This is a genomic window from Niveispirillum sp. KHB5.9, assembly GCF_048066115.1.
In the GTDB taxonomy this organism is placed as follows: domain Bacteria; phylum Pseudomonadota; class Alphaproteobacteria; order Azospirillales; family Azospirillaceae; genus Niveispirillum.
Window position 1 is genome coordinate 13,315 of sequence record NZ_JBLTYX010000033.1, and the last position, 24,187, is coordinate 37,501.

Below are 24,187 nucleotides of genomic sequence, written 5' to 3' on the forward strand. Positions count from 1 at the left end.
GCGCGGAACATAATGACGTCGTTCCGATCCCGCAAGCTTTTTAATCACCCCTTTTTCGGCATGGCCGCCCGGCGTCGGACCAACAGGTCGCAAAGCACTGTATCGCCTTGTCTTTCAAGCAGAAGCAGGGCGGCATAGGGATCGCCCGCCAAGCCCAGCAGGTGGGCGAAGGCCGGTTCCGTCTTCATTCCGTCCAGCTTCAGCGTCCGGATTTCACCACGCAAGGCCGGGGCCAGCGCCAGCAGCCGCGCCTCCACGACCATGTGTCGCCAGCCCGTCTGCCGCTCCACCGGTACGGCCTGAACGAAGATTTCCACGGGCAGCCCGTCCAGGGTGAATCCCGCCACCAGGGCCGGCCCATCCGCCACCTGGATCAGGCGGCGCGCATAACCTTCCTCCGTCCCGAACTGCTGGTCCAGCAACGGGGCCAGACCGGCCGGGTCATCGGCCTGGACCAGGATGTCCAGGTCGGAGCCGGGGATGGCGATGTCGATGGGGAAGGTGCCGGCCAGACCCGAATCAAAGCCCGCCAGCCGGTCGAACGGAAGGTGGCGGGACAGCACCGCATGGGCGCGGCGCTGGTCCGCGCTGCCCTTGGCCAGATGGGACCAGTCGCGGAAATCGGGCAGAGGTTCAGCCATGGGGTGCTGGCCTGATTCGCTCCCCGAAGATGGCGGTACCGACGCGCACGAAGGTGGCGCCCAGCCGTACGGCCAGTTCGTAATCCCCGCTCATCCCCATCGATACCTGCGATAGCCCGTTGCGGGCCGCCAGATCGGACAAGAGCGCGAAGAAGGGGGCGGGTTCCTGGTCGGCAGGCGGGATGCACATCAGCCCCTCGATGCTCAGCCCATGCACATCCCGGCATTCGGCCAGGAAGGCGGGCAGGTCGGCAGGCGCGATGCCGGCCTTCTGTGGCTCGGCACCGACATTCACCTCTACATAAAGTCGCGGCAGGCGGCCGCGTTTGGCCCCCTCCTCTGCCAGGGCCGCCGCCAGTTTCGACCGGTCCAGGGTCTGGATCACGTCGAACAGGGCCACGGCCTCCTTCACCTTGTTGGTCTGCAAGGGGCCGATCAGGTGCAGTTCCAGGTCGGGATAACGTTCGCGGGCGGCGGGGAACTTGGCCTTGGCCTCCTGCACCCGGTTCTCCCCGAACAGGCGGTGGCCGGCGGCCAGAGCCGCCTCCAGTTTCTCCACGGGCTGCACCTTGGAAACGGCGATCAGGCGGGCGGCACCGGCGGGGCGGCCGGCATCGGTGGCGGCCTGGTCGATGCGGGCCTTGATCTCGGCCAGGTTGGCGGCCACATCGTTGGCATGGTCGGTCATGGTATGGGCCCTCAGGCAAACGAAAACCGGGGGGCGGTGGCCGGCGGCCTTGTTTTCGCCCCATCGGCCACGTAAAGCCGTTCCTGTCGGTCCCGTCAATCCCGCGGCCTTGGCCGTACCCTGCCCGGATGGTGATCTTGCCCCGTCTCTGCCGCTCCCTGTCCGCCGCCCTGCTGCCCCTTCTGGCCGTTCTTCCGGCCGATGCCGCCACGACGGAGTTCACCTGGCGCGGGGTGGGCCAGGGGGCCGTCGTGCGATCGGGCGACGGGCACGACCTGTTCGGCGCCTATGCCGTGACGGGGGATGGCACCATGACCACCGACAGTGGGCTGGGCCTGTCGCTGACCGCGACGCTGGGATCGGGTGACTACCAGAAAAGCCTGGACCGGCCCGGCCGCAACGACCAGTTGACGGCCAACGAGCTGTTCCTGACCGTCAACTCCGCCTGGGGCCGCCTGCGCGCGGGTGACGAGGATGGGGCGGCCAAGCGCGCCGTGGACATGCTGCCGCTGCTGGCCGGCGGGCAGATGGATGGGCTGTGGAACGGCATCAGCCCTGCCGCCCCGCCCATCGATCATCTGGGCCGCGACAGCGACGATGCCACCAAGCTGCTGTACGAGACGCCGCGCGTCATGGGCGTACGGCTGGGCGTGTCGTACGCGCCCAAGCGCGACAGCCTGGTGGAGGATATCGCACGGGAGACGCCGGGCCGCCTGGACCGCGACCTGTGGGAGGTCGGGCTGAACTATCAGGGCGACTGGGACGCCATCTCCTATGAACTCGCCGCCGGCTATGTCACCGCACAGTCGCGCAACCCGCTGCTGGGCGATACGGAAAGTCTGAAGCTGGCCGGGCTGATGCTCTATGGCGGTTTTTCCGGCGGGCTGGTCTATGTCGATGATGGCGACAGTGGCCGACTGAAGGGCGATGACGCCACCAGCACCACGCTGATGGCATCCTATGAGAACGGCCCTTACGGGGCGGCCCTCTGGTGGCAGGGCGTGGACCTGGATGTCAGCCGCGATTACGACGCATATGGCGCCGGCCTGTCCTGGCGCGTGGCGGATGAGACCAGCCTCAGCCTGGACGGCGTGCGCTATGAGGGCGGGCGCCGCGGCTGGGTGGGCAGCCTGGGCGTCGAGGCAAGGTTTTAGTTTCCCGTTCTCTCGGGCGCCGCCGTATCAACGGTCAAATAGTTTGACCGATGGTTACTCCGCGAACCGGTTCAGGTTCGTGCGCAGCGACTGGATATTGTCGCGCAGGGCCATGATATCCTCCCCGCTCATCCCGATCGCCTGGGCCAGATGGTCGAAGAAATCCGCCGTCTGCGCCTTAAGGCCACGGCCGCTGTCGGTCAGGCGGATCAGCACCTGGCGTTCATCGGCCGGGTTGCGTTCCCGCTTCACATGGCCCGCCGCCTCCAGCCGCTTCAGCAGCGGGGTCAGGGTGCTGCTTTCCAGGAACAGCTGTTCGCCGATCTGCCCCACGCTCTGCCCGTCCTGCTCCCACAGCAGCACCATCACCAGATATTGGGGATAGGTCAGGCCGATGCGGTCCAGCAGCGGCTTGTACACGCGGGTGAAGGCGTGGCTGGCCGAATAGAGCGAGAAGCAAATGAAATCCCCCAGTTTCAGGGGAGCGGTGGCTTTCATGGCGGCACCTGTGCGGATCAAGGTGAAGTGACACTCATCACATTACATCGTGTACGATATGATCGCAGGCGTTTTTGATGCATGCCCGCCATCCAGATATCGGGCCTCCCGATCAATTCTCTTCCGGCGCCGACAGCATGCGCGGCACCTGGTCCAGCTGCGTCAGCTCCGGCAGATCACCGCCCGACGTGGCCTTCAGTTCCTTGAAGCGCCGGGCGGTGACCATCACCCGGCTTTCCAGCGAGGCCACGGCCGCGTTGTAGCTGTTGACGGCCCCGCCCAGCCCCTTGCCGACCTTGGCCATATGGTCGGCCATGGTCGACAGGCGTTCATGCAGCTCGCGGCCCAGCAGGCTGATCTGCTGGGCGTTGCGGGCCAGGGCCTCCTGCCGCCAGCCATAGGACACGGCGCGCAGCAGCGCGATCAGCGTGGTGGGTGTGGCGGGGATCACCGACTGGTCGATGCCGGCTTCGATCAGGGCCGGGTCCTGCTCCAACGCGGCGGAGAAGAAATTCTCACCGGGCAGGAACAGCACGACGAATTCGGGTGCGGGATCGAACTGCGCCCAGTAGCGCTTTTCCCCCAGCGCCTTCATATGGTCGCGGATATGGCGGGCATGGCGAAGCAACTGCGTCTTCTGCGTCTCCTCGTCCGGGGCGTGGGCCGCATCCAGGAAGGCTTCCAGCGGGGCCTTGGCATCGACCACGATGCTCTTGCCGCCCGGCAGCCGCACGATCAGGTCGGGGCGCAGGCGGTTGCCATCGGCGGCGTTGACGCTGGCCTGCTCATGGAAGTCGCAATGGTCCAGCATGCCGGCCATTTCCACCACCCTTTTCAGCTGGATTTCCCCCCAGCGGCCACGGGTGGACGGGCTGCGCAGCGCCTTGACCAGATTGCCCGTTTCGGCACGCAGCTGCGTCTGGCTGTCCATCAGGTGCGCTACCTGGGTCTTCAGTTCGACATAGGCGCCGACGCGGGCCTGTTCGATGCCGGCAACAGCCTCCCCGAACTTGGCCAGATGCTCACGGATGGGGGTGACCAGGGCGTCGATGGCGGCCCCGCGCTTTTCCAGGTCGCCCTTCGCCGTCTCCCCGAACTTTTCGAACTGCGCCTGGGCCAGGGCCAGGAAGTTGCGGTTGTTGGCCGACAGCGCATCGGCCGACAGGGCCTTGAACGCATCGGCCAGCCGGGTCTGCGCCTGATCCAGCAGGGCCAGCTTCTCGGTATTGGCCTGACGCTCATGGTCCAGCGCCGTCCGCGCCTCCGCCAGGGCCGCCTGCAATTCCGCCTGCTCTTCGCGTTTGACGGCCAGCGCCTCCTCCAGCGCCGGAATGCGGGCGGCATGGGTGTCGGCGGCGGCGCGGCGGCCCGATTCGCTATGAAGCTGCTGGCGCAAGTCGGTCAACAGCCCGTCGCGTTGCGCCAGCTCCCCGCGAAGCTCTCCGATATGGACCCGGTCGCGCTCCCGCTCCGCCAGCAGCCCGGCGCGTTCGGCATGCAGGCCGGCCGTCCCCTGGCGCAGCCACAGCCAGGTGATCAAGGCGGCGGCAGCCGCACCGGCCAGAAGGGAGAGCAGGTCGATGGGCAAGGCGGAATCACTCCGTTTCGGGTCAAGGGTGAAGGATAGCACCCCACGCCAAAACGGAACAAGTCAGGAACATGCGATTCCTTACAAGGCCACGCCCAGTTCCTTGCCGATGGTGAAGATGTCCTTGTCGCCACGACCCGACAGGTTGACGACCAGCAGCGTTTCCTTGGGCAGGGTCGGGGCCAGCTTGGCGACGACGGCCAGGGCGTGGCTGGGCTCCAGCGCCGGCAGGATGCCCTCGATCCGGGCCAGCAACTGGAAGGCGTCCAGCGCCTCCTTGTCGGTGGCGCTGACATATTCGACGCGCCCGACCTCGTGCAGCCAGGCATGTTCCGGGCCGATGCCGGGATAATCCAGGCCGGCGGAGATGGAATGGCCTTCCAGGATCTGGCCGTCATCATCCTGGAGAAGATAGGTGCGGTTGCCATGCAGGACGCCGGGGCGCCCGCCCGCCAGACTGGCGGCATGGCCGTTATCGACATCCAACCCATGGCCGCCGGCTTCCACCGCCACCATGCGCACCGACGGTTCGTCCAGGAACGGATGGAACAGGCCCATGGCATTGGACCCGCCGCCGATGCAGGCGACCAGCAGGTCGGGCAGGCGGCCTTCCATCTCCATCATCTGGGCGCGGGTTTCCTCGCCGATGATGTTCTGGAAGTCGCGGACCATGGCCGGGTAAGGGTGCGGGCCGGCGACGGTGCCGATGATGTAGAACGTGTCCTGCACATTCGTCACCCAGTCGCGCAACGCGTCGTTCATCGCGTCCTTCAGGGTGGCGGCACCGCTGGTCACCGGCTTGACCTCCGCCCCCAGCAGCTTCATGCGGAAGACGTTGGGCGCCTGGCGGGCGATATCGGTGGCCCCCATATAGATGGTGCAGGGCATGCCCATCAGGGCGCAGACGGTGGCCGTGGCCACGCCATGCTGGCCGGCCCCGGTTTCCGCGATGATGCGTTTCTTGCCCATGCGCTTGGCCAGCAGGATCTGGCCCATGCAATTGTTGATCTTGTGCGCGCCGGTATGGTTCAGCTCTTCGCGCTTCAGATAGATCTTGGCGCCGCCGAAATGCGCGGTCAGGCGTTCGGCATGATAGAGCACGCTGGGGCGGCCAACGAACTGCTTCAGATACCCCGCCAGTTCGGCATGGAAGGCGGGGTCGGCCTTGGCCTCCTCATACGCCTTTTCCAGATCCAGGATCAGCGGCATCAGGGTTTCGGCCACGAAACGGCCCCCGAAAATGCCGAAATGCCCGTGCTCGTCGGGACCGCTGCGATAGGTATTCAGGGACTGGTTCATCGGTTTGGCCTGGAAGACGCGACAGAGTGGCCGAAACTAGACCTCCCCGCCCGGTTTTCCAAGCCCGTGACGCCATGTGTCACGTCATGGCGCAAGCGCGATTTCGCAGGCAATAAAATTACGCAGTGAGGAGGGGACCGCTGGTGACCAGCACTTCGCGGCCGGCCACACAGAGCAGGATGTCGCCAGGCCCGGCATAGCGGTTCTGGGTGCGAGACCAGATGATGCCGTCGGATACGGCGTGGCAGGCATGGCGGTCGCCGGTGAACGGGTCCAGGACCGTGGCCACATGCCGGCCCGCCGTCACCATGTCACCCAGCGCCACATGATAGAGCGCCACGCCCGCCACGGGGGCGCGCACCCGGTCCACCCCGGCCAGGGGCGTGGCCAGATCGGACGTGTCGGGCACCAAAGGTGCCGGCATATCGATGATGCCGCGCCAGGCCAGATGGTCGATCAGGGCGGCGGCATCGGCGGCGGCCAGCGTGTCATCGACATCCCCCTCCCCGCGCAGTTCCACGGTGACGGCGGAACAGCCGACGGGCACCGGCGTCTCCGGCCCGCCATGGCGCGCGCGCAGCGTATCCCAGGGGGTGGAACAGACCTCGTCGAACGGCTCCCCACCGGAGACATCGGCCAGGAACACGGCCTTGGCTTCCAGCCGGGAGGCCAGGTCGGCCACGCCCAGCGGCCAGCAGGCCGGCGTGGTGTAGAGATGCATCACCGCCTCGCTGTCGCAATGCAGGTCCAGCACGATATCGGCATCGACAGCGTGGGACAGCAGCAGCTTGCGCAGCGCGTCGGCTTCCGTTCGCGGCTGCAGGGCCTGGGCGGCATTTGCCAAGGCCGCCTGGATGAAGCGGCCATTGGCACTGGCGTCAGGCCCCAGGTCGCCGGGGCGCAGCCTTACGGACACCGCGTCGGCCAGATCGGCGAAGGCGCGGTTGAAATTGACGCCGGTGGCCAGATCGAAGCGCCCGACATGTCCGCCCAGCAGCACCTGGTCCAGCCCGATAGGGTTGGCCATGGGCACCAGGACCACTTCGCCCTTGATCCGGCCTTCCGCATCCAGGGCCGTCAGCCGTTCCAGCAGATGGCGGGCCACGACCAGCCCCGGCAGTTCGCCCGCGTGCAATCCGGCCTGGATATAGGCCTTGGGCCGGGCACCTTGAGTGCCGAAACGGTGGATGGTCAGCCGCCGGGTCGTACCCGGGCGGCCATGGGGCAGGGTGATGGTGTCGGTCTGGTGCGTCATGGCGGGAATTCTTGACCCCGGTACCAGCCCCTTGTCCAGCGACATCCACGTGGCACAATGACAAGATTGCGTAACCGGTGGCAGGATCGCAGTATGCGGGTGGATTGGCGCACGGATTGGCGGCTATGGGCCTTTGCCCTGTCCATCCTGGCCTATGGCGCCGCATCCGCCCCCGCACCGCCGGGGATACGGCCACAGGAACTGCTGGTCTTTGCCGGCATCGCCGTCATGGCGGGCGTGACCGGCCCGTGGCGGTTTCTGTCCGGATTGGATGTGGCACGGGCCCCTGCCCCGCTGGCGGCAGGATCGGTCATCCTGGTCCTGCTGCTGTGGCAGGGGCTGGTGCGGGGCCTTTGGAACGGCTGGGGCCTGACCGACATGATGCGCGACATCGTGCCCATGCTGTTCCTGTCCCTGCCGCTGCTGCTGGCCCCCGTGCTGGGCCGATTGCCGGAGGGGAAGGCCGACCTGCTGGCCGATGCCGCGGCGCTGGCCGGATTGCTGTTCACCCTGCGCTGGTGGCTGGAGGCGGGGCTGGCCCTGTCGGCGGTGGGGGCGGTGTCGCTGGGCGAGGGGCGTCATTACCTGCTGAACAGCGCGCTGGTACCGTTCGCGGCCGTCTGGCTGGGCCTGCGCGCCACGCACTGGTGGCTGTCGGCACCGACAAGGGCACGCTGGCTGCTGGCCCTGGCGGCGGGGGCGGGCAGCCTGTGCTGCCTGCTGGCCCTGGCCGCCACGCTGCACCGGGCCGGCCTGATCCTGTCACTGACAGCACTTTGCATCGGCATGGGGCGCTTTCTGTGGCGGCGGCCGGCCCTGTTCATCATCGGCTTCCTGCTGGCATCCGCCGCCCTGGTGGCCGTGGGGGCCCGGGTCGCCGGCGTGGCGGAACTGCTGGCCGACAAGACCGAAAGCGTGGGCCTGAACAACCGGGTGGGCGAATTGCTGGCCGTGCTGGAACAGGTGGGGCGCGATCCTTACGCCTTCCTGTTCGGCGATGGCTGGGGGGCGCTGGTGGCCAACCCGGCCGTGGGCTGGTGGCGCGTCTCCTACACACACAGCGCCGCCAGCTATTTCCTGCTGAAGCTGGGGGCCGTGGGGCTGGCCCTGATGCTGGGGCTGGCGGGATTGCTGGCGGGAACGGTGGCACGGGCGGCGCGTTCCATGCCCATGCTGCTGCTGGCGGTGGCCCCGTCGCTGCTGCTGGGTGGGTTCCTGCATACAAGCTTCAAGTATCTCTGCTTCTCCCTTCTCCTATCCCTGGTGACAGGCCGGGTCCATTCCTGCCTTTACGGGAGATAAACTCCGAGTCATTCTCCTTTTCGGTGAATATTAGTGAAGGCGCCCATGCCCGACAGTTTCGCCCACAGGCTGGAGATGCCCGTCGGCGGGATGGGCGAATTGCTGCGCGCGCTGGGCGCGCAATGGCGCCGGCTGGCCCTGTGCGGGCTTGCCGGGCTGGCCCTGACGCTGCTGGCGCTGCACCTGGTCACGCCACGCTATACGGTCAGCATGGTGGTGGGGCCGCCGGGACGCAGCGGGCCGGCCGCCATGGGCCCCCGCGCCCCGGCCCTGTCGCCCGCCGCCGGGCGCGGCATCGCCGAACAGGGATCGGCGGATGAGGTGGTGTCCGACTTCGCCCGCTATCTGGCGCTGCTGACCTCCGTTCCCGTCGCGACGCGGCTGGCCAATGATGCCGATGTGATGCACGGCCTGTTCGAGGATGCCTGGGACAAGGAGGCGGGGCGCTGGCGCCCGCCCGTCGGGCCGGGTGCGGTGCTGCGCCGTGGCCTGCGTCTGCTGGCCGGGTATGAGGCCTGGGCCGCGCCCGACGCCGTGGACCTGTCGCGCCTGCTGAAGAAGGACCTGGCGGTGGAGGCGGTGAACGAGGGGCCGCTGCGCCGGCTGGTCTATCGCCATGAGAAGCGGGAATTCGCCCTGCTGCTGCTGACCCGCCTGCATGCCGCCACGGAAACCCACCTGCGCGACGAGGCGGGGCGGCGCCTGAAGGCGGAGATGGCCCATGTCAATGGCCGGCTGGCCGGCATGTCCAACCTGGACCGGTCACGCCAACTCACCGGCATGGTGGCGGAGCAGGAGGAGACACTGATGATGCTGGAGGTGGGCCTGCCCTATGCCGCCGACCTGCTGGAGGCACCCGCCGCCCCGTCGCTGGCCGACTGGCCCAACCCCGTGCCGCTGATCCCGGCCGGCACGCTGGCCGGGCTGGGCCTGGGCCTGTTCGTGCTGGCGGCCCGCCACAGCTATCGCCGGGGGCTGTGATGGAACCGGCGATCCCCATCAGCGTCATCATCATGACCCGCAACGAGGCGGCGAACATCGCCAATTGCCTGATCCCCCTTGCCCGCTTCGCCCAGGTGCTGGTCGTGGACAGCCATAGCGAGGATGGCACATCCGCCATCGCCGCCACCCGCGGGGCCGAGGTGCTGTCCTTCCACTGGAACGGGCGGTATCCAAAAAAGAAACAATGGAGCCTTTCCCATCCCGCCATCCGCCAGGACTGGGTGCTGTTCGTCGATGCCGACGAAAGGGTTACTCCCGAATTGGTTGTGGAGCTGGCGGCCCTGATGCGGACCGGCCCGCAAGCCGCCGCCTATTTCATCGACAGCCGGCCGCAATGGCTGGGCCGCGTGCTGCGCCACGGCACGCCCTATCGCAAAATCGCCCTGCTGAACCGCCGCCATGCGCGGTTTCCCGTCTGTCCCGACCTGCATGTCGCCCGCATGTGGGAGGTGGAAGGCCATTACCAGCCCATCATCGACGGGCCGGTGGGCAGGCTGTCCTCGGTCATGATCCATGCCGATGCCAAACCGCCGGCCGACTGGTTCGACCGGCACAACCGTTATTCGGATTGGGAGGCGGCCCTGGCCCATGGCGGCGGGGCGGCGGCCCTGCTAGCCGGGGAGCGGGGGGTGCGGCGGCTGGCGAAAAGGCTGCTGGCGGCATTGCCGGGCCGGCCGCTGCTGGCCTTCCTGCACGCCTATCTCTGGCACCTGGGCTTCCTGGACGGCAAGGCCGGGCTGCACCATGCGATGTCGCGGGCCTTCTATTACTGGTCCATCGACCTGAAACGCGACTGGCTGGCCGTCACGGGGACGACCAGCCAGTCGGACATATCCGGCGCACTGGTGTCAGACGCGGCCGATCAGCCGGCCTTGGCGCTGTCGTCCGGGTCGCCGGCCAGCGTCTTCACCAGTTCGAACGTGCGGCGGCGCACCGATTCCTCCGGAATCCGGTAATAGGCGCGCACCAACTCCAGCGTCTCGCGCCGGGCCATGCTTTCGAATTCCTGGGTTTCGCTGGGCTGGTCGTCTGGAACCAGCGTCGATTCCGGTGACGGCAGGTCGTCGAAGAAGAAGGTCACCGGCACGCCCAGCACCTGGGACAGGTTGAACAGGCGGCTGGCGCTGATGCGGTTCGCCCCGCGCTCGTATTTCTGCAGCTGCTGGAAGGTGATGCCCACCGCCTCGCCCAGGGTCTCCTGGCTCAGGCCCAGCAGGGTGCGGCGCAGGCGCAGGCGCTGGCCGACATGGATATCGATCGGGTTCGGCCCTTCCCCCCGCTTGGACAGGGAATAGGCCTGGGCAAGCCCGGCCTTGGACGGGTTTCTCTTTTCAAGCATGGCGAAAACTCCTTCGCACCGGATGTTGCCTGTACATATAGAGCTACAGTTGCGGCTCTCCAATACGGATGGTTGCAAAGGGTTGTGACCTCTTCCGTGACGATTGGTTAAGTCACGTATTCGTTGTGGAAACGCTTAACCATTGATTTTGCTATGTAAATGCAATGTTAACAAATGGGGGTTTGTTAACGGTCACCTGCAATCACCCCGAAATCTCCAGAAGGCATACCCATTTGGAGCAGAGTGCCGGAGAGAGGCTGCGACAATTTGTAGCAGGAATATACAGGCCGCCAGCAATAGTGGCATCCGCAGCAAATAGCGCCGGATGCGGAATTGCTCCCGTCGCCCCAATGCCGCCTGGCGACGCGACAACCCGCCGGGGGCAAAGCGCGCGACAAGGTGATCCGTGCGTATGACGTAACCGGCGCGGCGCAGGACGGCAAGGGTGAAGGCGTAATCCCCGGCGATGCGCCAGCCCGTGTCCAGCCGCAAGCCATACAGCAGGGCGCGGCGATAGAACATGGCGCAATGATGGGCCGGCATGCCGTAGAAGGCCCAGCGGCAATGCCGCGCCGGTTTGCGCCGCATCCGCCCGTCGCCCGGATCCTCCAGGCTGTCGCCATAGAGCAGGTCCGGCCGGCCCGCCAGCAGCAGCGCGATCCGGGCCAGGACATCGCCATCGGCCAGGCAATCACCCGCATTCAGGAACAGGACATGCGTCCCCCGCGCCACGGCCAGTGCCCTGTCCATGCCGGCGAACGGCCCGCCATCGGGCCGGCTGTCCAGCCAGTCCGGGGCCGCTTCCGCCAGCACGGCCAGGGTGGCGGGGGCGGAGCCGCCATCGGCCACCAGCCATTCGAAATCCCGCCAGGACTGGGCCGCCAGACTGTCGCGCGTGGCGGCCAGGCCCTCGGGATCATCACGGACCACGGTGATGACGGACAGGGCCGGGGCGCCCACGCTCCTCAATCCTCGATGGCCGCGATGGCGGCGGCGCTGAAGGCGATCTGGCTCAGGATGGTGGTGATGCTCTGGGTCAGGGGCAGCCATTCGAACGGTTCGGCGTCGCGCGGCACCACGATCATGGCGCCCGGCACCAGGGATGCCACATCATGCACCAGCCAGCCGCTTTCCAGCGGCTGGGCCGCCCCGTTGGGCTGGATCACGAAGATGCGGCCATCATCGGCGAAGCGGGTCAGGCCCCCGGCCTCGCGCAGGTAATCGTCGGGCACCTTGTCCGGGTCGAACAGCAGGGAGGCCGGCGACAGCACCTCCCCCGACACGGTGACCGTCAGGGGGCGCCTGGGCACATGGATGCGGTCGCCAGGCTGCAACGGGATATCCAGTTCCGGCCGTTCGCCCAGCAGGGCGGGGTTGGCCTCCACCGTGATGCGGCCGAGCGCGGTGGTGCCGCGCAGATCGGCGGCCAACTGGCGCACCAGTTCCACACGCGCCGGATCGGGCGGATTCTTGCCACCCAGCATCTGGGCCAGTTGCCGGTCCAGTTCGCGCGCGTTGCGGCGCAGCCCCTCCTCCTCCGCCAGCCTGGCGCTCTCGCGGGTGAAGATGGCACCGGCCGGGTACGCCTCCTCCGTCAGGCCGCCGGCACGTTGCAGCAGCATGGACAGCGTCTCCCCCGGCGCCAGGTCATAGGTGCCGGGTTCCGCCACCTCGCCCGCCAGCAGCACGCCGCGCCGTTCCTGCGGGCGCTGGCGCAGGCCGACGCGCAGGGCCGCACCGGGCGGGATCGGCTCCACCGCCGCCACCCCGCCGGAAAGCGTGCGCGGGGTCACGCCACGCGCATCATCCTCCCCTTCCCCCCGCGGGCCGCGCGGCGGCGGCAGCAGTTCCAGACGGCCCGGATCGGCTTCCGGCTTTAGCCCGCCGGCGGCGCGCAACAGCAGCGGCAAGGGGATAGCCCCCGCCACCGGATATTCCCCCGGCCGCACCACCCCGCCACGCAGGGCCACCGCCCGTTCCGACAGCAAGGCGCGGATGGCGGGGTCCAGCGGATCGGGCGATGTGGCAACCACCGCATCGGCGGATGGCGGCGGCATCACCTCGTCGCGCAGGAACAGGGTGACCCGGTCGCCATCGCGCAGGCGCAGGTCATACCGTCCCTCCACAACCTCCGCCGGGGCGAACAGGCTGGGCCGCCGCCCGGACCCGGCGGCATCGGCCCGTTCCAGCAGGGCCGCCAGCCCATAGGCATCGGGCAGCGGCGCCCCCGCCCCGGACAGGAGGGTGCGCAGGCTCACCCCATCGCCCTCGACAGGCCGCAGCCCGGGCTGGCGCACGGGGCCGGACAGCAGCACGCCATCCCCTTCGGGATCGGCCACCTGCCCCGGTGCGGCCAGCGCCTTGCCGGCATAGGCACCCCCGGCCAGCGGGGCCAGTGCGGCCAGCGGCATGGGTCCCGCCAGCGGATAAGGGCCAGGGCGCAGCACGCCGCGCCGCAGAAACGCCGACTGGCGCAGCAGGAAGGGCAGCAGGTCGCCATCGCGCCGGAACAGAGGCGGGCACGGCAGCGGCGGCCCCTCCACACCCGCGGCGGCGCGGGCCAGGGGGCCAGCGGCCAACGCCCCCTCCGGGTCGGCCGACAGGGCAGCGACCAGCGAGGCCAGCCCGGCACATTCCTCCAGCGCCAAAGGGTCCGCCGGCTGTCCGGACAGCAGCGCCAGCACCGACCGGCCGCGCAGGAAGGCCACATCATCCGCCGACAGCACGGTCAGCCGGTCGCCGTCACGTGCCAACTCCCCCTCCCGCCCGGCCAGCAGGTCGGACAGATCCAGGCCCCGCATCTGCGGCGCCCCGCCGGCCGGTGTGCGGCGCAGCAGCAGGGCCAGCGGGTGATAGGCATCGGGCGGCAGCATCGACAGGTCCACCAGATCGGCCAGCCGCATGCCCTCCGCCAGCGGCCGTTCGCCCGGCTCCGCCACGGCACCCGACAGGCCGACACTGCCCAGCCGCGCCCCACCTTCCGGCGCGTGCAGCAACAGGTCGCCATCGCGCAAGGGGACCGGGTCCCTGGCACTGACTGGCTCCGGCCGTTCCACCCCTTCCGGCGACAGGCGCAGCAGGGTGGAACGGTCGCGCCCCGGCCGCAGCGCCCCACCGGCCAGGACCAGCAGGTCGGCCGTATCGTCTGGTCCCACGCCAGCGGCGGCATGGGGTGGCAATTCATAGATACCGGGCCGCTTCACCGGCCCGGCCACGGCCACGGTGGGACCCAAGGGGGGCACGATCAGACGCGCACCGTCGGTCAGCAGATCCGCCGCCGCCCCCTGCCCGCTGGTCAGCAGATCATAGAGATCGACCGTGACGGGATCGGCCCCCGGCAGCACCAGCCGGATGGCCCGCAGACTGCCGTCGGGCAGCACGCCGCCGGCCTGGGAGAGCGCATCCAGCGGCGTGGCGAAGGCCGGCAGCGACAACCGGCCGGGCCGCGCCACCTGGCCCAGCACCAGCACACCGATACGCCGCATGGACAAAAGCGACAGGAAGGCCTGGGTCTGCACATGGGTGGCAGCCACCGCCGCCTCCAGTTCCGCCCGCACCGCCCCCAGCGGCCGGCCGGCCGCCGCGATGGGGCGCAGATCATCGACCAGCAGCAATCCATCGGCGCCGATGCGATGCCGGCTGCTGCGCGTCACCTGCCCGCGCAGCAGCAGCGACAGTTCATCCCCCACGCCCAGCCGGTAATCATCGCCGACGCTGCCCAGCGACGGGCCGTCGTCCGGCACGGTCCCGGCGAACAGGTCGTGCCCGAACAGTCGCAGTTCCTGTCCGGCGCGATCACTGAACAACGCCTCGACACGCCCCACCCCTTCCTTCGGAGCGGCAGCCACCTGAAGGGGGAAAAGCAATGCGCAAAGCAGCAGGATTATAGGGCGTGAAGAAACCATGAGTCCTAAAAGCTGTAGGACTCATGGTTTACACATATATTCAGCCCTTGAAAATACCGATGCCGGCTCAGCCGTGGCGCAGGCTGCCATCCAGCGACAGGATGGGGGCGTAAAGCGCCGGGCGACGGTCGCGGAACACGCCCCATCCGGCGCGGATGCGGGCGATGGCGTCCAGGTCGAATTCCTGCACCAGCACGGCTTCGGAGGCCCGGTCGGCCTCCGCCAGCTTGGCGCCCTTGGGATCGGTGATGAAGCTGGAGCCGTAGAAGGTGATGCTGCCCGTCTGGAACGTTTCCTTGCCGATGCGGTTGCTGGCGATGACCGGCATCAGGTTGGCACCGCTATGGCCCTGCATCACGCGCTGCCAATGGTCACGGCTGTCGAGCGTGTCATCCTGCGGTTCCGACCCGATGGCGGTGGGATAGAACAGCAGCTCCGCCCCCTGCAACGCCATCACGCGCGCAGCCTCGGGGAACCACTGGTCCCAGCATATGGCCGTGCCGATACGGGCATAACGGGTCTGATAGGTCTGGAAGCCCGTGTCGCCGGGATTGAAATAGAACTTTTCCTGATAGCCCGGCCCGTCGGGAATATGGCTCTTGCGGTAAAGGCCCAGGATTTCCCCGTCGGCATCGATGGTGACCAGGGAATTGTAATGCGCGTTGTTGGCCTTCTCGAAGAAGGACAATGGCAGGACGACCGACAATTCCTTGGCCAGGGCCTGGAAATGCTGGATCAGCTTGTTGTTCTCCACCGGGGCCGCCAGCTCGAAATATTCCGGCTTCTGGTCCTGGCAGAAATAGGGGGCTTCGAACAGTTCCTGGATCAGGATGATCTGCGCGCCCTGTCCATGGGCCTTGCGGACCAGTTCCTCGGCCTTGGCGATATTGGCCCCACGGTCCCAGCTGCACGCGAACTGCGTGGCGGCGACGGTCACCTTGCGCATCTGCTTCCCCCGGTTCAGGTCATGCGGGCAGCATAGCCAAGGGGATGGCGCGAAAGGGAGTGAAATTCCGGGGTCACATCATCCTTGTCCGCGTCTTCAGTACCAGCGCCAGGAAGAAGGGCGCACCCAGCAGGGCCGTGACCACACCCAGCTTCAGTTCCGGCCCCGGCCCGCCCAGACGCAATCCCGTGTCGGCCGCCAGCAGCAAGGCCGCCCCGCCCAGCGCCGACAAGGGCAGCAGGCGGGACGGCTGGGCACCGGCCAGCGGGCGCAGCAGATGTGGCACGATCAGACCGATGAAGCCGATGGCACCGGCCACCGACACGGCCGCCCCCACCGCCAGGGCCGTGCCCAGGATGACCAGGATGCCGGTCCGGCGCGGGCTGAACCCCATGGACTGGGCCGTCCCCTCCCCCAGCGACAGGGCATCAAGCCCCCGGCCCGACGACAGCAGCAGGACGGCCCCCAGCCCCATGAAGGGGGCGGCGACGGCCACATGGTTCATCGACCGGTCGGCCAGCGAACCCAGCATCCAGAACACGATCTCCGTCAGGGCGAACGGATTGGGCGACAGCGACAGGGCCAGCGAGGTCAGGGCGCCGGCAAGGCTGCTGATCGCCACGCCGGCCAGGATCAGGGTCAGCACCGACGCCTGCCGCCCCGCCAGCAGATAGAGCAGGGTGACGGCGATCAGCGCCCCCGCCATGCCGCCCAGCGGCAGGGCCAATGGCAGCACCAGGCTGGCACCGGAATAGAAGGCGATGACAGCGCCCAGCCCGGCACTGGCCGACACGCCGATGACGCCCGGTTCGGCCAGCGGGTTGCGCAGCAGCCCCTGCAGCGCCGCCCCCGACAGGCCCAGCACCCCACCGATGCCCAGACCCAGCAGGGCACGCGGCAGGCGGATATCGGCGAAGATCACGGCGGCCATGCCGTCGCCACCCGACCACCAGTCACGGATGGCCAGCAGCAGCGACACGGGCGTCGGACCCATGGCAAGGGATGCGACAAAGAACAGGATCACGGCCAGGGTCAGCAGGACCAGCGCAGCGCGCATCATCGTCAATCCTTCCGTGACAGCAGCCGGTCACGCGCGGCGGCAAGCATCGTGGCGGCATCGGCGGTGAACGGCCCGCCGCAGGTCCAAAGCCGGCCCGGGACCGCCGGACGATCCTGCGCCGGCACGGCGCGGTCCAAAGCGGGATGGGCCAGCATCTGACCGTTCAGGGATGGGTACCCCTGCTCATCGGCATTGGCCACCAGAAGGTCGGGCGGATCGGCGGCCACCGTTTCCACCGGCAGATAGCCATAGCCCTGCAACCCCTTGTCGGCAGCATAGTTCACCAGCCCCGCCGCCCGCATCACCGCGTCCGACAGCGTGCCGGACCCGGCCGTGAAGGCGCCGGGCGCCAGCGACAGCACACGCGCTGGCCGGGCCGGGCCGGTCGGGGCCGCCGCCGCCAGCGTCGCATCCATGCCGGCGATCAGTTCCTCCCCACGCGCCGCCACGTCCAGGGCCGCGGCCACCTGCCTGATCTGGGCACGGATACCGTCGAAATCGCTGACCAGCCCCACCTCCAGCACCGTCACGCCTCGGGCGCGCAGCAGGGCGATGGTGGGGCGCGTGGTGAAAGTGCCGGCCAGCACCAGGTCGGGCACCAGCGGCAGCACCTCTTCCGCCATGCCCTGGACCAGGGGGATATCGCCCACCCGGTCGGACAGGGCCGACAGGCCGGGATCGGCCGCCAGGAAGGACAAGGCCACAATCCGTTCACGCGGCAGCAGGGCCAGGGCCAGCTGGTCGGTGCACAGGTTCAGCGACACCACGCGCGCCGGCCCCGCTTTCGCCGCAATCCGGGCCGGTACCGCCATGCTGAAGACACAGAGCAGACCGATGACGAAAGTGCTGGTGGACCCCCGCCTTTCGGGGGGATTGGCGGCGGGCTTGGTTGGCACGATGCTATCCTTGGACCCGTGCCGCCGAGAAACCGGCGGGCGCGATCTTATAATGCGGTCGCGACGCAACGGGCAAGGTTTGGGGGAGGCGTCGATCATGCAACGACGGCCACATATCGGCATCACGGGCAGCGCCGGCACAGGCAAGACCAGCCTTGCCGCCGATCTGTCCCGGATTCTGGACCTGCCCGTCCGGCGGGAGGCGATGCGCGACCGGCTGGCCGCCGGTTTCGATCCGCACGCGATGCCCCGCGACGGGCACCGGCGGATGATCGTCGGCGACGCCGACGATCTGGCGCTGGATCTGGCGCGCGGCGGCGGCCTGATCACCGACCGCACGCCCCTGGACATGGCCGCCTTCTGGCTGGCGAACGGTTTCGGCCTGGATGACCCGGCGGGGACGGAGGCGCTGCTGGCCCGTGCGGTCTGCGCCATGGCCGATTACAGCCTGGTCGTGCTGCTGCCCTGGGGCGAACGGCCCATCGCCGCCGATGGCGTGCGTTCCACCAATCCCTGGATGCAGCTGCATTTCCAGACGGTGCTGGAAGGCCTGTGCCGGCGCTATGTGGCGCCGGGCCGGCTGCTGGTGGCCGATGGCAAGGCGCCGCCGGACCGGCTGGCCGCCCTGGTCAGGGACCGGGTATGGGGATAGAGCCTGTTTGCGGGCACCGCGAACAGGCTCCGGCGGCGACTGCCGCCGTGCCACACGTGCGGCGGAAGCCAAGCCCACGGATGTGGGCGCCCGGCGATTGAGGGAACAAAATAATATTAATTGAAATCATCATCCTCATCCGGGGCCGGCAGGTTGGCCCCGGTGGTGATGGCATCGGTCAGGTTGGCGCCGCGGATATTGGCTTCCAGCAGGTTGGCGCCCGACAGGTCGGCACCGCGCAGATCGGCACCGGACAGGTTGACCCCGCGCATGGAGGCGCGGGTCAGGCTGGCCTGGACCATGATGGTGTTGGACAGGTTGGCCGGCCATTTGCGACCCGTGCCGCGCCCGTTCGGCCCCTTGATTTCCACCGACCCGATCTTTGCATTGTCCAGCTTGGCGCCCGTCAGGTTGCTGCCGCGCAGGTTGGCACCGTCCAGCGTCGCCCCCGTCAGGTCAGCGAAATTCAGGCCTGCACCCGACAGGTCGGCCATGACAAACAGGCAATCGCGCAGCTTGGCACCGGAGAAATTCACGCCCTTCAGGTTGGCCCCGCCCAGGTTGGCGCCGTTCAGGTCGATATGCGACAGGTCCTGACCCTCCAGGTCCGCGCGTTCGCCCTTGTCGCCATTGCTGGTGATCCAGGCCTGATGCTGGGACAGGATGCGCTGGATGGAGGCGGAGAAGGTTTCGGCCGAACGGCTGAAATTGGCACCCAGCATGTCGACATTCGACAGGTCCACCCCTTCCAGGTTGGCGCCTTGCAGATCGGCATTGCGCAGATTGGCGCCGGCCAGCACCGCGCCCGCCAGATTGGCGTCACGCAGCTTGGCCCCCATCAGGTTGGAGCTGTTCAGGTTGACGCCGCGCATGTCGCAGCCGGCGAAATTGGCACTCTTCATCACCGAACGGGCCATGTTGGCCCCGGCCAGCTGTGCACCCGAACAATCGGCCCCGACCAGCGAACATTCCGACAGGTCGGCACCGGCCAGGTTGGCGTTGGACAGGGTGGCGTCATCCATGTCGGCCCCCCGCAGGTCCGACGGCTCCATCTTCACATTGCTGGGCGACCGCCGGTCCAGCAGCGCCCCGCCGCGCAGGTCCGCCCCGCGCAGGATGGCACATTTCAGGCGGGCGCCGCGCAGATGGGCGCCGCGCAGGTCGGCATTGGTCAGGTTGGCATTGACCAGGATGGCGCGGGTCAGCCGGGCGGCGAACAGATCGGTCGCCGTCAGGTTGGCACCGGTGAAGTCGCAATCCGACAGGTTGGCGCCCGACAGCTTGGAATTCTGCAGGTTGGCGCCTGAGAAATTGTGCCCCTGCAGGTCGGCCAGGGCCAGCATGGCGCGGGCACCGCCCGTCAGCCGCTTCAGCCAGCGTTCATGCTTGTCGATAACGGCGAGCAACTCGTGCGGTGTCATGGCGGGGGGTGACCATTGCGGACAAGATGAACTTTTCTTGAAACTGCCACAGGCCGGGGCATTTGTGTTAGATGGTTTCTTGACAATCATATCCATTCCCACCGCCGGAGCCAGTTCCCGTGGACGAAAAAGCCAGCGTCGTGCCCACCCGGCACATCGTGACCGCCTTCGACGAGCAGTTGGACCTGCTGCACGATCTGGTGCGGGAGATGGGCCGGCTGGCCGGGGAACAGATCATCGATGCGGTGGCCGCCATCGCCGGCCGCGACGGGGATCTGGCCGGGCGGGTGATGACCCGCGATGCCCGCCTGGACGAACTTGAGCACAAGGTGGAGGCGCAGACCGTGCGCCTGCTGGCGCTGCGCCATCCCAAGGCCAACGACCTGCGCGTGGTCATCGCCGGCCTGCGTATCGCCAACAATCTGGAGCGAATCGGGGATTTCGCGGCGAACGTCGCCAAGCGCTCCCTGACCCTGCAATCCCAGCCCGAGGTGGCGCTGGCCCGGTCCATGCTGCCCATCGGGCGCGCCGTGGCCGACATGCTGTCCGATGTCATGAAGGCCTATGACAATGACGATGCCGAAGCGGCATTGGCCGTGCGCCGGCGGGACGAGGAGGTGGACCATGCCTATTCCGCCCTGTTCCGCGAATTGCTGACCTACATGATGGAAAGCCCGGCCCGTATCACCGCCTGCACCCATCTGCTGTTCGCCGCCAAGAACCTGGAACGCATCGGCGACCACGCCACCAACATCGCGGAGACCCTGTGCTTCCGCGTCCATGGCCACCCGCTGGACGCCGAACGCGCCAAGGGCGACGACACGGCCAGCATGACGGTGATGCCGGCATAAGAAGCCCTCAGGCGCCGGGCGCCGCCATCCGGCGGCTTGGCTCACGCGGGCATGGGCCCGCGGGCGCTCAATGCGCCAACCAACCTTGCAGGTTGGTATTGAACCCACAGCCGGCCTCTGGCCGGCTGTGCTGCTTTGTGCTATGCATCTGCACAGGTCGGCAGAAAACCCAGGCGTCGCCAGCCCCGCAAAGGGCCGCTAAACCTGCCATGTATCCTGAATTCGACCGTCATTCCCCCCAAGGGTGTGCCGCGTCGGCAAGTTGGCGACCACCGACGGTTCCGAACGGATCAAGGCAGTGCCCATGCGGGATGTTGACCCATGTCGAGAGAACATTTGTCCTTCCAGGTCGCCGATATCAGCGCCCTGGCCAAATCGCTGAAATCCCAGCTGGAGACCCATGAGGGGCCGGCCGGCCATGTCAGCCTGCTGAACATGCTGGCGCGCGGCGCCGGCTTCCGCAATTTCCAGCATTACCGCGCCCAGGCCACGGCGCTCGACCGGCTGGAGAACCCGCCCCCTGCCCCGGCACCCGTGCCGGAGGTGGATCTGGGCCGGGTGCGCCGCCTGTTGCGTCATTTCGATGAGGCGGGGCGCCTGATCCGCTGGCCCAACAAGTTCAACGAACAGGCCACCTGCCTCTGGGTGCTGTGGTCGCGCCTGCCGGCCCGCGAAAGCATGACCGAACAGGGGATCAGCCGCCGGCTGGACGTGATGCACAGCTTCCGCGACTTCGCGCTGCTGCGCCGGGAAATGGTCGAACAGGGGCTGGTCAGCCGTACGCCCGATTGCCGCGATTATCGCCGCATCGAGCGTCAGCCGCCGCCGGATGCGCTGGCCCTGCTGCGGTATCTGGCGCCACGGTTGATGGTGGCGGCGTAACGCCTCACGGGTTCACCCTCTCCCTCCCATTGGCTGGCGCGGGTGGGAGGGAGAGGGTGAACCCAACCCCTCAACCCAACCCCTTCTCCACAAACGCCGCCATACGGCGGGCGAAGGACAACGGGTCGGGCAAGGTCTCGCCCTCCAGGATGCGGGCCTGGTCCAGCAGCAGCCAGGCCGCATCCTCCAGCGACGTCGCCGCCCCGTCCAGACCTGCCTTTTCCGCCAGACGACGGATCAGCGGGTGGGTGGGGTTGATCTCCAGCACGCGCTTGGATGCACCATCGGCCCCCAGCTGGCCATGCTGCTTCAGCAGGCGCTGGAGATGGATATCCATGTCGCCCTCGTCCGCCACCAGACAGACGGCGCTGTCGGTCAGGCGCTCCGACCGGCGGACATCCTTGACCTCCTCGCCCAGCGTCAGCTTCAGCAACGCGGTCAGGGAGGACAGGTCGCCATCCGACGCCTTGTCCTTCGCCGCATCCTCCGGCTTCTCCCCGCCCTTGATTTTGGACAGGTCGGCACCGCCGCGGGTGACGGACTTGAGCGGCTTGCCATCCGTCTCGCGGATGGAGCCCACCCAGAACTCGTCCACCGGATCGGTCAGCAGGATGACCTCCACGCCCTTGGCGCGGAAGCCCTCGACCTGCGGACTGCGATCCAGGGCCGATTTCTCGTCGCCCGTGATGTAATAGATGGCGTCCTGGCCTTCCTTCATGCGGCCGATATATGTCGACAGGCTGACCAGTTCCCCCTTGCTCTCCGTCGTGCGGAAGCGCAGCAGCTTCAGCAGATCGTCGCGATGGCTGAAATCCTCATAAAGCCCTTCCTTCAGCACAGCGCCGAACGCGTCCCAGAAACGGGCATAGTCGGCTGCCTGCTCGGGATCGGCCGCCTTCTTGTTCAGATCGCCCAGGACGCGCTTGACGATGCCGGCCTTCAGCTTGGCCAGAACCGGGTTGTTCTGCAGCATCTCGCGGCTGACATTCAGCGGCAGATCCTCGCTGTCCACCACACCCTTCAGGAAGCGCAGATAGGCCGGCACCAACCCTTCCGCCTCGTCCGTGATGAACACACGGCGGACATAGAGCTTCACATGATGGGCGCGGCGCGGATCGAACAGGTCGAAGGGCCGCTGCTGCGGCACGAACAGCAGACCGGTATACTCGATGACGCCTTCCGCCCGCCAATGCAGGGTCAGCCAAGGCTCGTCGAAGCTGTGGCCGACATGGTGATAGAATTCCTTGTACTGCTCTTCGGTGATTTCCGACTTGGAGCGCGTCCACAGGGCGTTGGCGGCGTTCACGCTGTCGGTGGCATCGGCGCCCAGCAGGATGGGCACGGCGATATGGTCGGAATAGGTCTTGATGACATGGCGTAGGCGCTGTTCCTCCAGGAACTCCTGCTCGGCCTCGCGGATATGCATGACGATGCGGGTGCCACGGGCGGGGGCTGTATCATCCTCGGTCACCGTGAAGGTGCCCTGGCCGTCGCTGGTCCAGCGCCAGCCCTGGGCCTCGCCGGCCTTGCGGCTGAACACTTCGACCTTCTCCGCCACCATGAAGGCGGAATAGAAGCCGACGCCGAACTGACCGATCAGGCTGACATCCTTCTTGGCGTCGCCGGACAGGTTCTTGACGAAAGCGGACGTGCCCGAGCGGGCGATGGTGCCCAGATTGTCGACCAGATCCTGACGGTTCATGCCGATACCGTTATCGGACAGGATCAGGGTCCGGGATTCCTTGTCGGCAACCAGACGCAGCTTGAAGTCCGGATCATCGCCCAGAAGCGAACCGTCGGTCAACGCGGCATAGCGCAGCCGGTCGCAGGCGTCCGACGCGTTGGAGATCAGTTCGCGAAGGAAAACCTCCTTCTCCGAATAGAGGCTGTGCGCCACGATATCCAGCAGGCGGCTGACCTCGGCCTGGAAACTGAGCTTTTCCTCGCTCATCGCTCTCACCTTGTTCTGCGATCTACATCCAATGAGGGTGGCGTTAAAGCCGCTGCTGGATATGGGGCAAGGTGAGGGGAAGCGCAAGCAGGGCATGGAGCCGGTGCCCGTTGGAGCTGCGCCCGCGGGGCGGGCCTTGTATAGCAACCAAAAGGAGATTATATGTATATTAAATAAAATTTTTAGGAATCGGTTCGGATTTTGACATTTTTCGGTCATTATCTTGGCTCGATATATCTCCTTATGGTTGGAAAACCTCACGGAGGCTGCGGTGGCTGGAAAGATCGGACCGGACGGTAAAGTCGAGATCAGGGGCGGTCGCGGCAATACCGAGTTGCGCGGTTCGTCCTACGCCGAGCATTTCTATGGTACAACGGGCAACGACATCTTCTACGGATATGGCGGTTGGGACACCTACGAGGGTGGTGGTGGTGTCGATATCGTCAATTATTCTTGGGCATCGTCCGCTGTAAAGGTCAATCTCAGCCGGCACGGCTATGGAAATCAGCAGAACACAGGCGGAGGAGGTGACGCGATCTTCCTCAATATACTGGGACTGGTCGGCACCATCTATAATGATGATCTACGCGGGTTTATTGGTAACAACATCCTGGACGGTGGAGCTGGTCACGACTACCTGTTTGGTGATACGGGCGATGACCGGCTCATCGGTGGTGCCGGCAACGATACCACCGAAGGTGGAACCGGGAATGACGCTCTGCAGGGTGACGCGGGTAATGACACGCTGATCGGCGGGGCCGGCGATGACACGCTGATGGGCGGCGCAGGAGATGATCTGCTGCGCGGGGGCGACGGTGCCGATGTCATGAATGGCGGAGAGGGTGTGGACACGGTCA

At 67.3% G+C, this 24,187-nt stretch carries 22 protein-coding genes; 8 read left to right on the forward strand and 14 right to left on the reverse strand.

Annotated features, from left to right (window positions below; all coding sequences use genetic code 11):
- Positions 1–44: 44 nt before the first annotated feature.
- The gene (locus tag ACM9HJ_RS29215; RefSeq protein WP_416575328.1) at positions 45–641 is read right to left on the reverse strand and encodes a DUF4269 domain-containing protein; all 597 of its coding nucleotides are present in this window, start codon (positions 639–641) and stop codon (positions 45–47) included.
- Positions 634–1,329 carry a YggS family pyridoxal phosphate-dependent enzyme gene (locus ACM9HJ_RS29220; protein ID WP_416575329.1) on the reverse strand — a complete coding sequence of 232 codons (696 nt, stop codon included), beginning with the start codon at positions 1,327–1,329 and terminating at the stop codon, positions 634–636. Before ACM9HJ_RS29220 ends, ACM9HJ_RS29215 begins: the two co-directional genes overlap by 8 nt.
- Before the next feature lie 137 nt (positions 1,330–1,466).
- Between ACM9HJ_RS29220 and ACM9HJ_RS29225 the strand changes: the two genes are divergently transcribed.
- Positions 1,467–2,483 carry a porin gene (locus tag ACM9HJ_RS29225; RefSeq protein WP_416575330.1) on the forward strand — a complete coding sequence of 339 codons (1,017 nt, stop codon included), beginning with the start codon at positions 1,467–1,469 and terminating at the stop codon, positions 2,481–2,483.
- A gap of 54 nt (positions 2,484–2,537) precedes the next feature.
- Here ACM9HJ_RS29225 and ACM9HJ_RS29230 read toward each other — a convergent pair whose 3' ends face one another.
- The 4 genes from ACM9HJ_RS29230 to ACM9HJ_RS29245 all read right to left on the reverse strand — a co-directional run bounded on the left by ACM9HJ_RS29230 (position 2,538) and on the right by ACM9HJ_RS29245 (position 7,123).
- Complete coding sequence (locus ACM9HJ_RS29230; protein ID WP_416575331.1) at positions 2,538–2,981, reverse strand: MarR family winged helix-turn-helix transcriptional regulator; 444 nt, start codon at positions 2,979–2,981, stop codon at positions 2,538–2,540.
- 112 nt (positions 2,982–3,093) lie between these two features.
- Complete coding sequence (locus ACM9HJ_RS29235) at positions 3,094–4,569, reverse strand: DNA recombination protein RmuC (protein WP_416575332.1); 1,476 nt, start codon at positions 4,567–4,569, stop codon at positions 3,094–3,096.
- Positions 4,570–4,650: 81 nt separating this feature from the next.
- The gene (gene trpB / locus ACM9HJ_RS29240; protein WP_416575333.1) at positions 4,651–5,868 is read right to left on the reverse strand and encodes a tryptophan synthase subunit beta; all 1,218 of its coding nucleotides are present in this window, start codon (positions 5,866–5,868) and stop codon (positions 4,651–4,653) included.
- A 118-nt stretch (positions 5,869–5,986) separates the two neighbouring features.
- On the reverse strand, positions 5,987–7,123 hold the full coding sequence (locus tag ACM9HJ_RS29245; RefSeq protein WP_416575334.1) for a succinylglutamate desuccinylase/aspartoacylase family protein: 1,137 nt from the start codon (positions 7,121–7,123) through the stop codon (positions 5,987–5,989).
- Positions 7,124–7,216: 93 nt separating this feature from the next.
- On the opposite strand from ACM9HJ_RS29245, the gene ACM9HJ_RS29250 reads away from it, so the two are divergent.
- Genes ACM9HJ_RS29250 through ACM9HJ_RS29260 form a run of 3 tightly spaced genes read left to right on the forward strand, consistent with a single transcriptional unit; the run spans position 7,217 to position 10,383 of the window.
- Complete coding sequence (locus tag ACM9HJ_RS29250; RefSeq protein ID WP_416575335.1) at positions 7,217–8,425, forward strand: hypothetical protein; 1,209 nt, start codon at positions 7,217–7,219, stop codon at positions 8,423–8,425.
- 45 nt (positions 8,426–8,470) lie between these two features.
- Complete coding sequence (locus ACM9HJ_RS29255) at positions 8,471–9,406, forward strand: hypothetical protein (protein ID WP_416575336.1); 936 nt, start codon at positions 8,471–8,473, stop codon at positions 9,404–9,406.
- Complete coding sequence (locus ACM9HJ_RS29260) at positions 9,406–10,383, forward strand: glycosyltransferase family 2 protein (RefSeq protein WP_416575337.1); 978 nt, start codon at positions 9,406–9,408, stop codon at positions 10,381–10,383. Before ACM9HJ_RS29255 ends, ACM9HJ_RS29260 begins: the two co-directional genes overlap by 1 nt.
- Here ACM9HJ_RS29260 and ACM9HJ_RS29265 read toward each other — a convergent pair.
- The 6 genes from ACM9HJ_RS29265 to ACM9HJ_RS29290 form a co-directional block, all read right to left on the reverse strand.
- Entirely contained in the window at positions 10,290–10,766 is a 477-nt protein-coding gene (locus ACM9HJ_RS29265) for a helix-turn-helix domain-containing protein (RefSeq protein ID WP_416575338.1), read from the reverse strand. The two genes, ACM9HJ_RS29260 and ACM9HJ_RS29265, sit on opposite strands and share 94 nt — an antisense overlap.
- A gap of 192 nt (positions 10,767–10,958) precedes the next feature.
- Entirely contained in the window at positions 10,959–11,726 is a 768-nt protein-coding gene (locus ACM9HJ_RS29270; protein WP_416575339.1) for a glycosyltransferase, read from the reverse strand.
- A gap of 5 nt (positions 11,727–11,731) precedes the next feature.
- Positions 11,732–14,590, reverse strand: coding sequence for an SLBB domain-containing protein (locus ACM9HJ_RS29275; protein ID WP_416575340.1), 2,859 nt, complete (start codon positions 14,588–14,590; stop codon positions 11,732–11,734).
- A 148-nt stretch (positions 14,591–14,738) separates the two neighbouring features.
- Entirely contained in the window at positions 14,739–15,617 is an 879-nt protein-coding gene (gene aguB / locus ACM9HJ_RS29280; protein WP_416575341.1) for an N-carbamoylputrescine amidase, read from the reverse strand.
- Positions 15,618–15,690: 73 nt separating this feature from the next.
- The gene (locus tag ACM9HJ_RS29285) at positions 15,691–16,677 is read right to left on the reverse strand and encodes a FecCD family ABC transporter permease (protein WP_416575342.1); all 987 of its coding nucleotides are present in this window, start codon (positions 16,675–16,677) and stop codon (positions 15,691–15,693) included.
- 2 nt (positions 16,678–16,679) lie between these two features.
- On the reverse strand, positions 16,680–17,573 hold the full coding sequence (locus ACM9HJ_RS29290) for an ABC transporter substrate-binding protein (protein ID WP_416575343.1): 894 nt from the start codon (positions 17,571–17,573) through the stop codon (positions 16,680–16,682).
- Positions 17,574–17,670: 97 nt separating this feature from the next.
- Between ACM9HJ_RS29290 and ACM9HJ_RS29295 the strand changes: the two genes are divergently transcribed.
- Positions 17,671–18,225, forward strand: a complete 555-nt coding sequence (locus ACM9HJ_RS29295) for an AAA family ATPase (RefSeq protein ID WP_416575344.1) — start codon at positions 17,671–17,673, stop codon at positions 18,223–18,225.
- A 116-nt stretch (positions 18,226–18,341) separates the two neighbouring features.
- Here ACM9HJ_RS29295 and ACM9HJ_RS29300 read toward each other — a convergent pair whose 3' ends face one another.
- Positions 18,342–19,646, reverse strand: coding sequence for a pentapeptide repeat-containing protein (locus ACM9HJ_RS29300; protein WP_416575345.1), 1,305 nt, complete (start codon positions 19,644–19,646; stop codon positions 18,342–18,344).
- A gap of 119 nt (positions 19,647–19,765) precedes the next feature.
- Here ACM9HJ_RS29300 and phoU point away from each other — a divergent pair, with 119 nt between their 5' ends.
- A complete protein-coding gene (gene phoU / locus ACM9HJ_RS29305) occupies positions 19,766–20,497 on the forward strand; it encodes a phosphate signaling complex protein PhoU (RefSeq protein ID WP_416575346.1) in 732 nt (243 codons plus the stop codon).
- A gap of 321 nt (positions 20,498–20,818) precedes the next feature.
- Positions 20,819–21,379, forward strand: a complete 561-nt coding sequence (locus tag ACM9HJ_RS29310) for a DUF2087 domain-containing protein (RefSeq protein WP_416575347.1) — start codon at positions 20,819–20,821, stop codon at positions 21,377–21,379.
- Between the two features lie 70 nt (positions 21,380–21,449).
- On the opposite strand, the gene htpG is transcribed toward ACM9HJ_RS29310, so the two are convergent.
- Positions 21,450–23,330, reverse strand: coding sequence for a molecular chaperone HtpG (gene htpG, locus ACM9HJ_RS29315; protein WP_416575348.1), 1,881 nt, complete (start codon positions 23,328–23,330; stop codon positions 21,450–21,452).
- A 271-nt stretch (positions 23,331–23,601) separates the two neighbouring features.
- Between htpG and ACM9HJ_RS29320 the strand changes: the two genes are divergently transcribed.
- On the forward strand, positions 23,602–24,187 hold a 586-nt coding region (locus ACM9HJ_RS29320; RefSeq protein ID WP_416575349.1), incomplete at its 3' end, for a calcium-binding protein.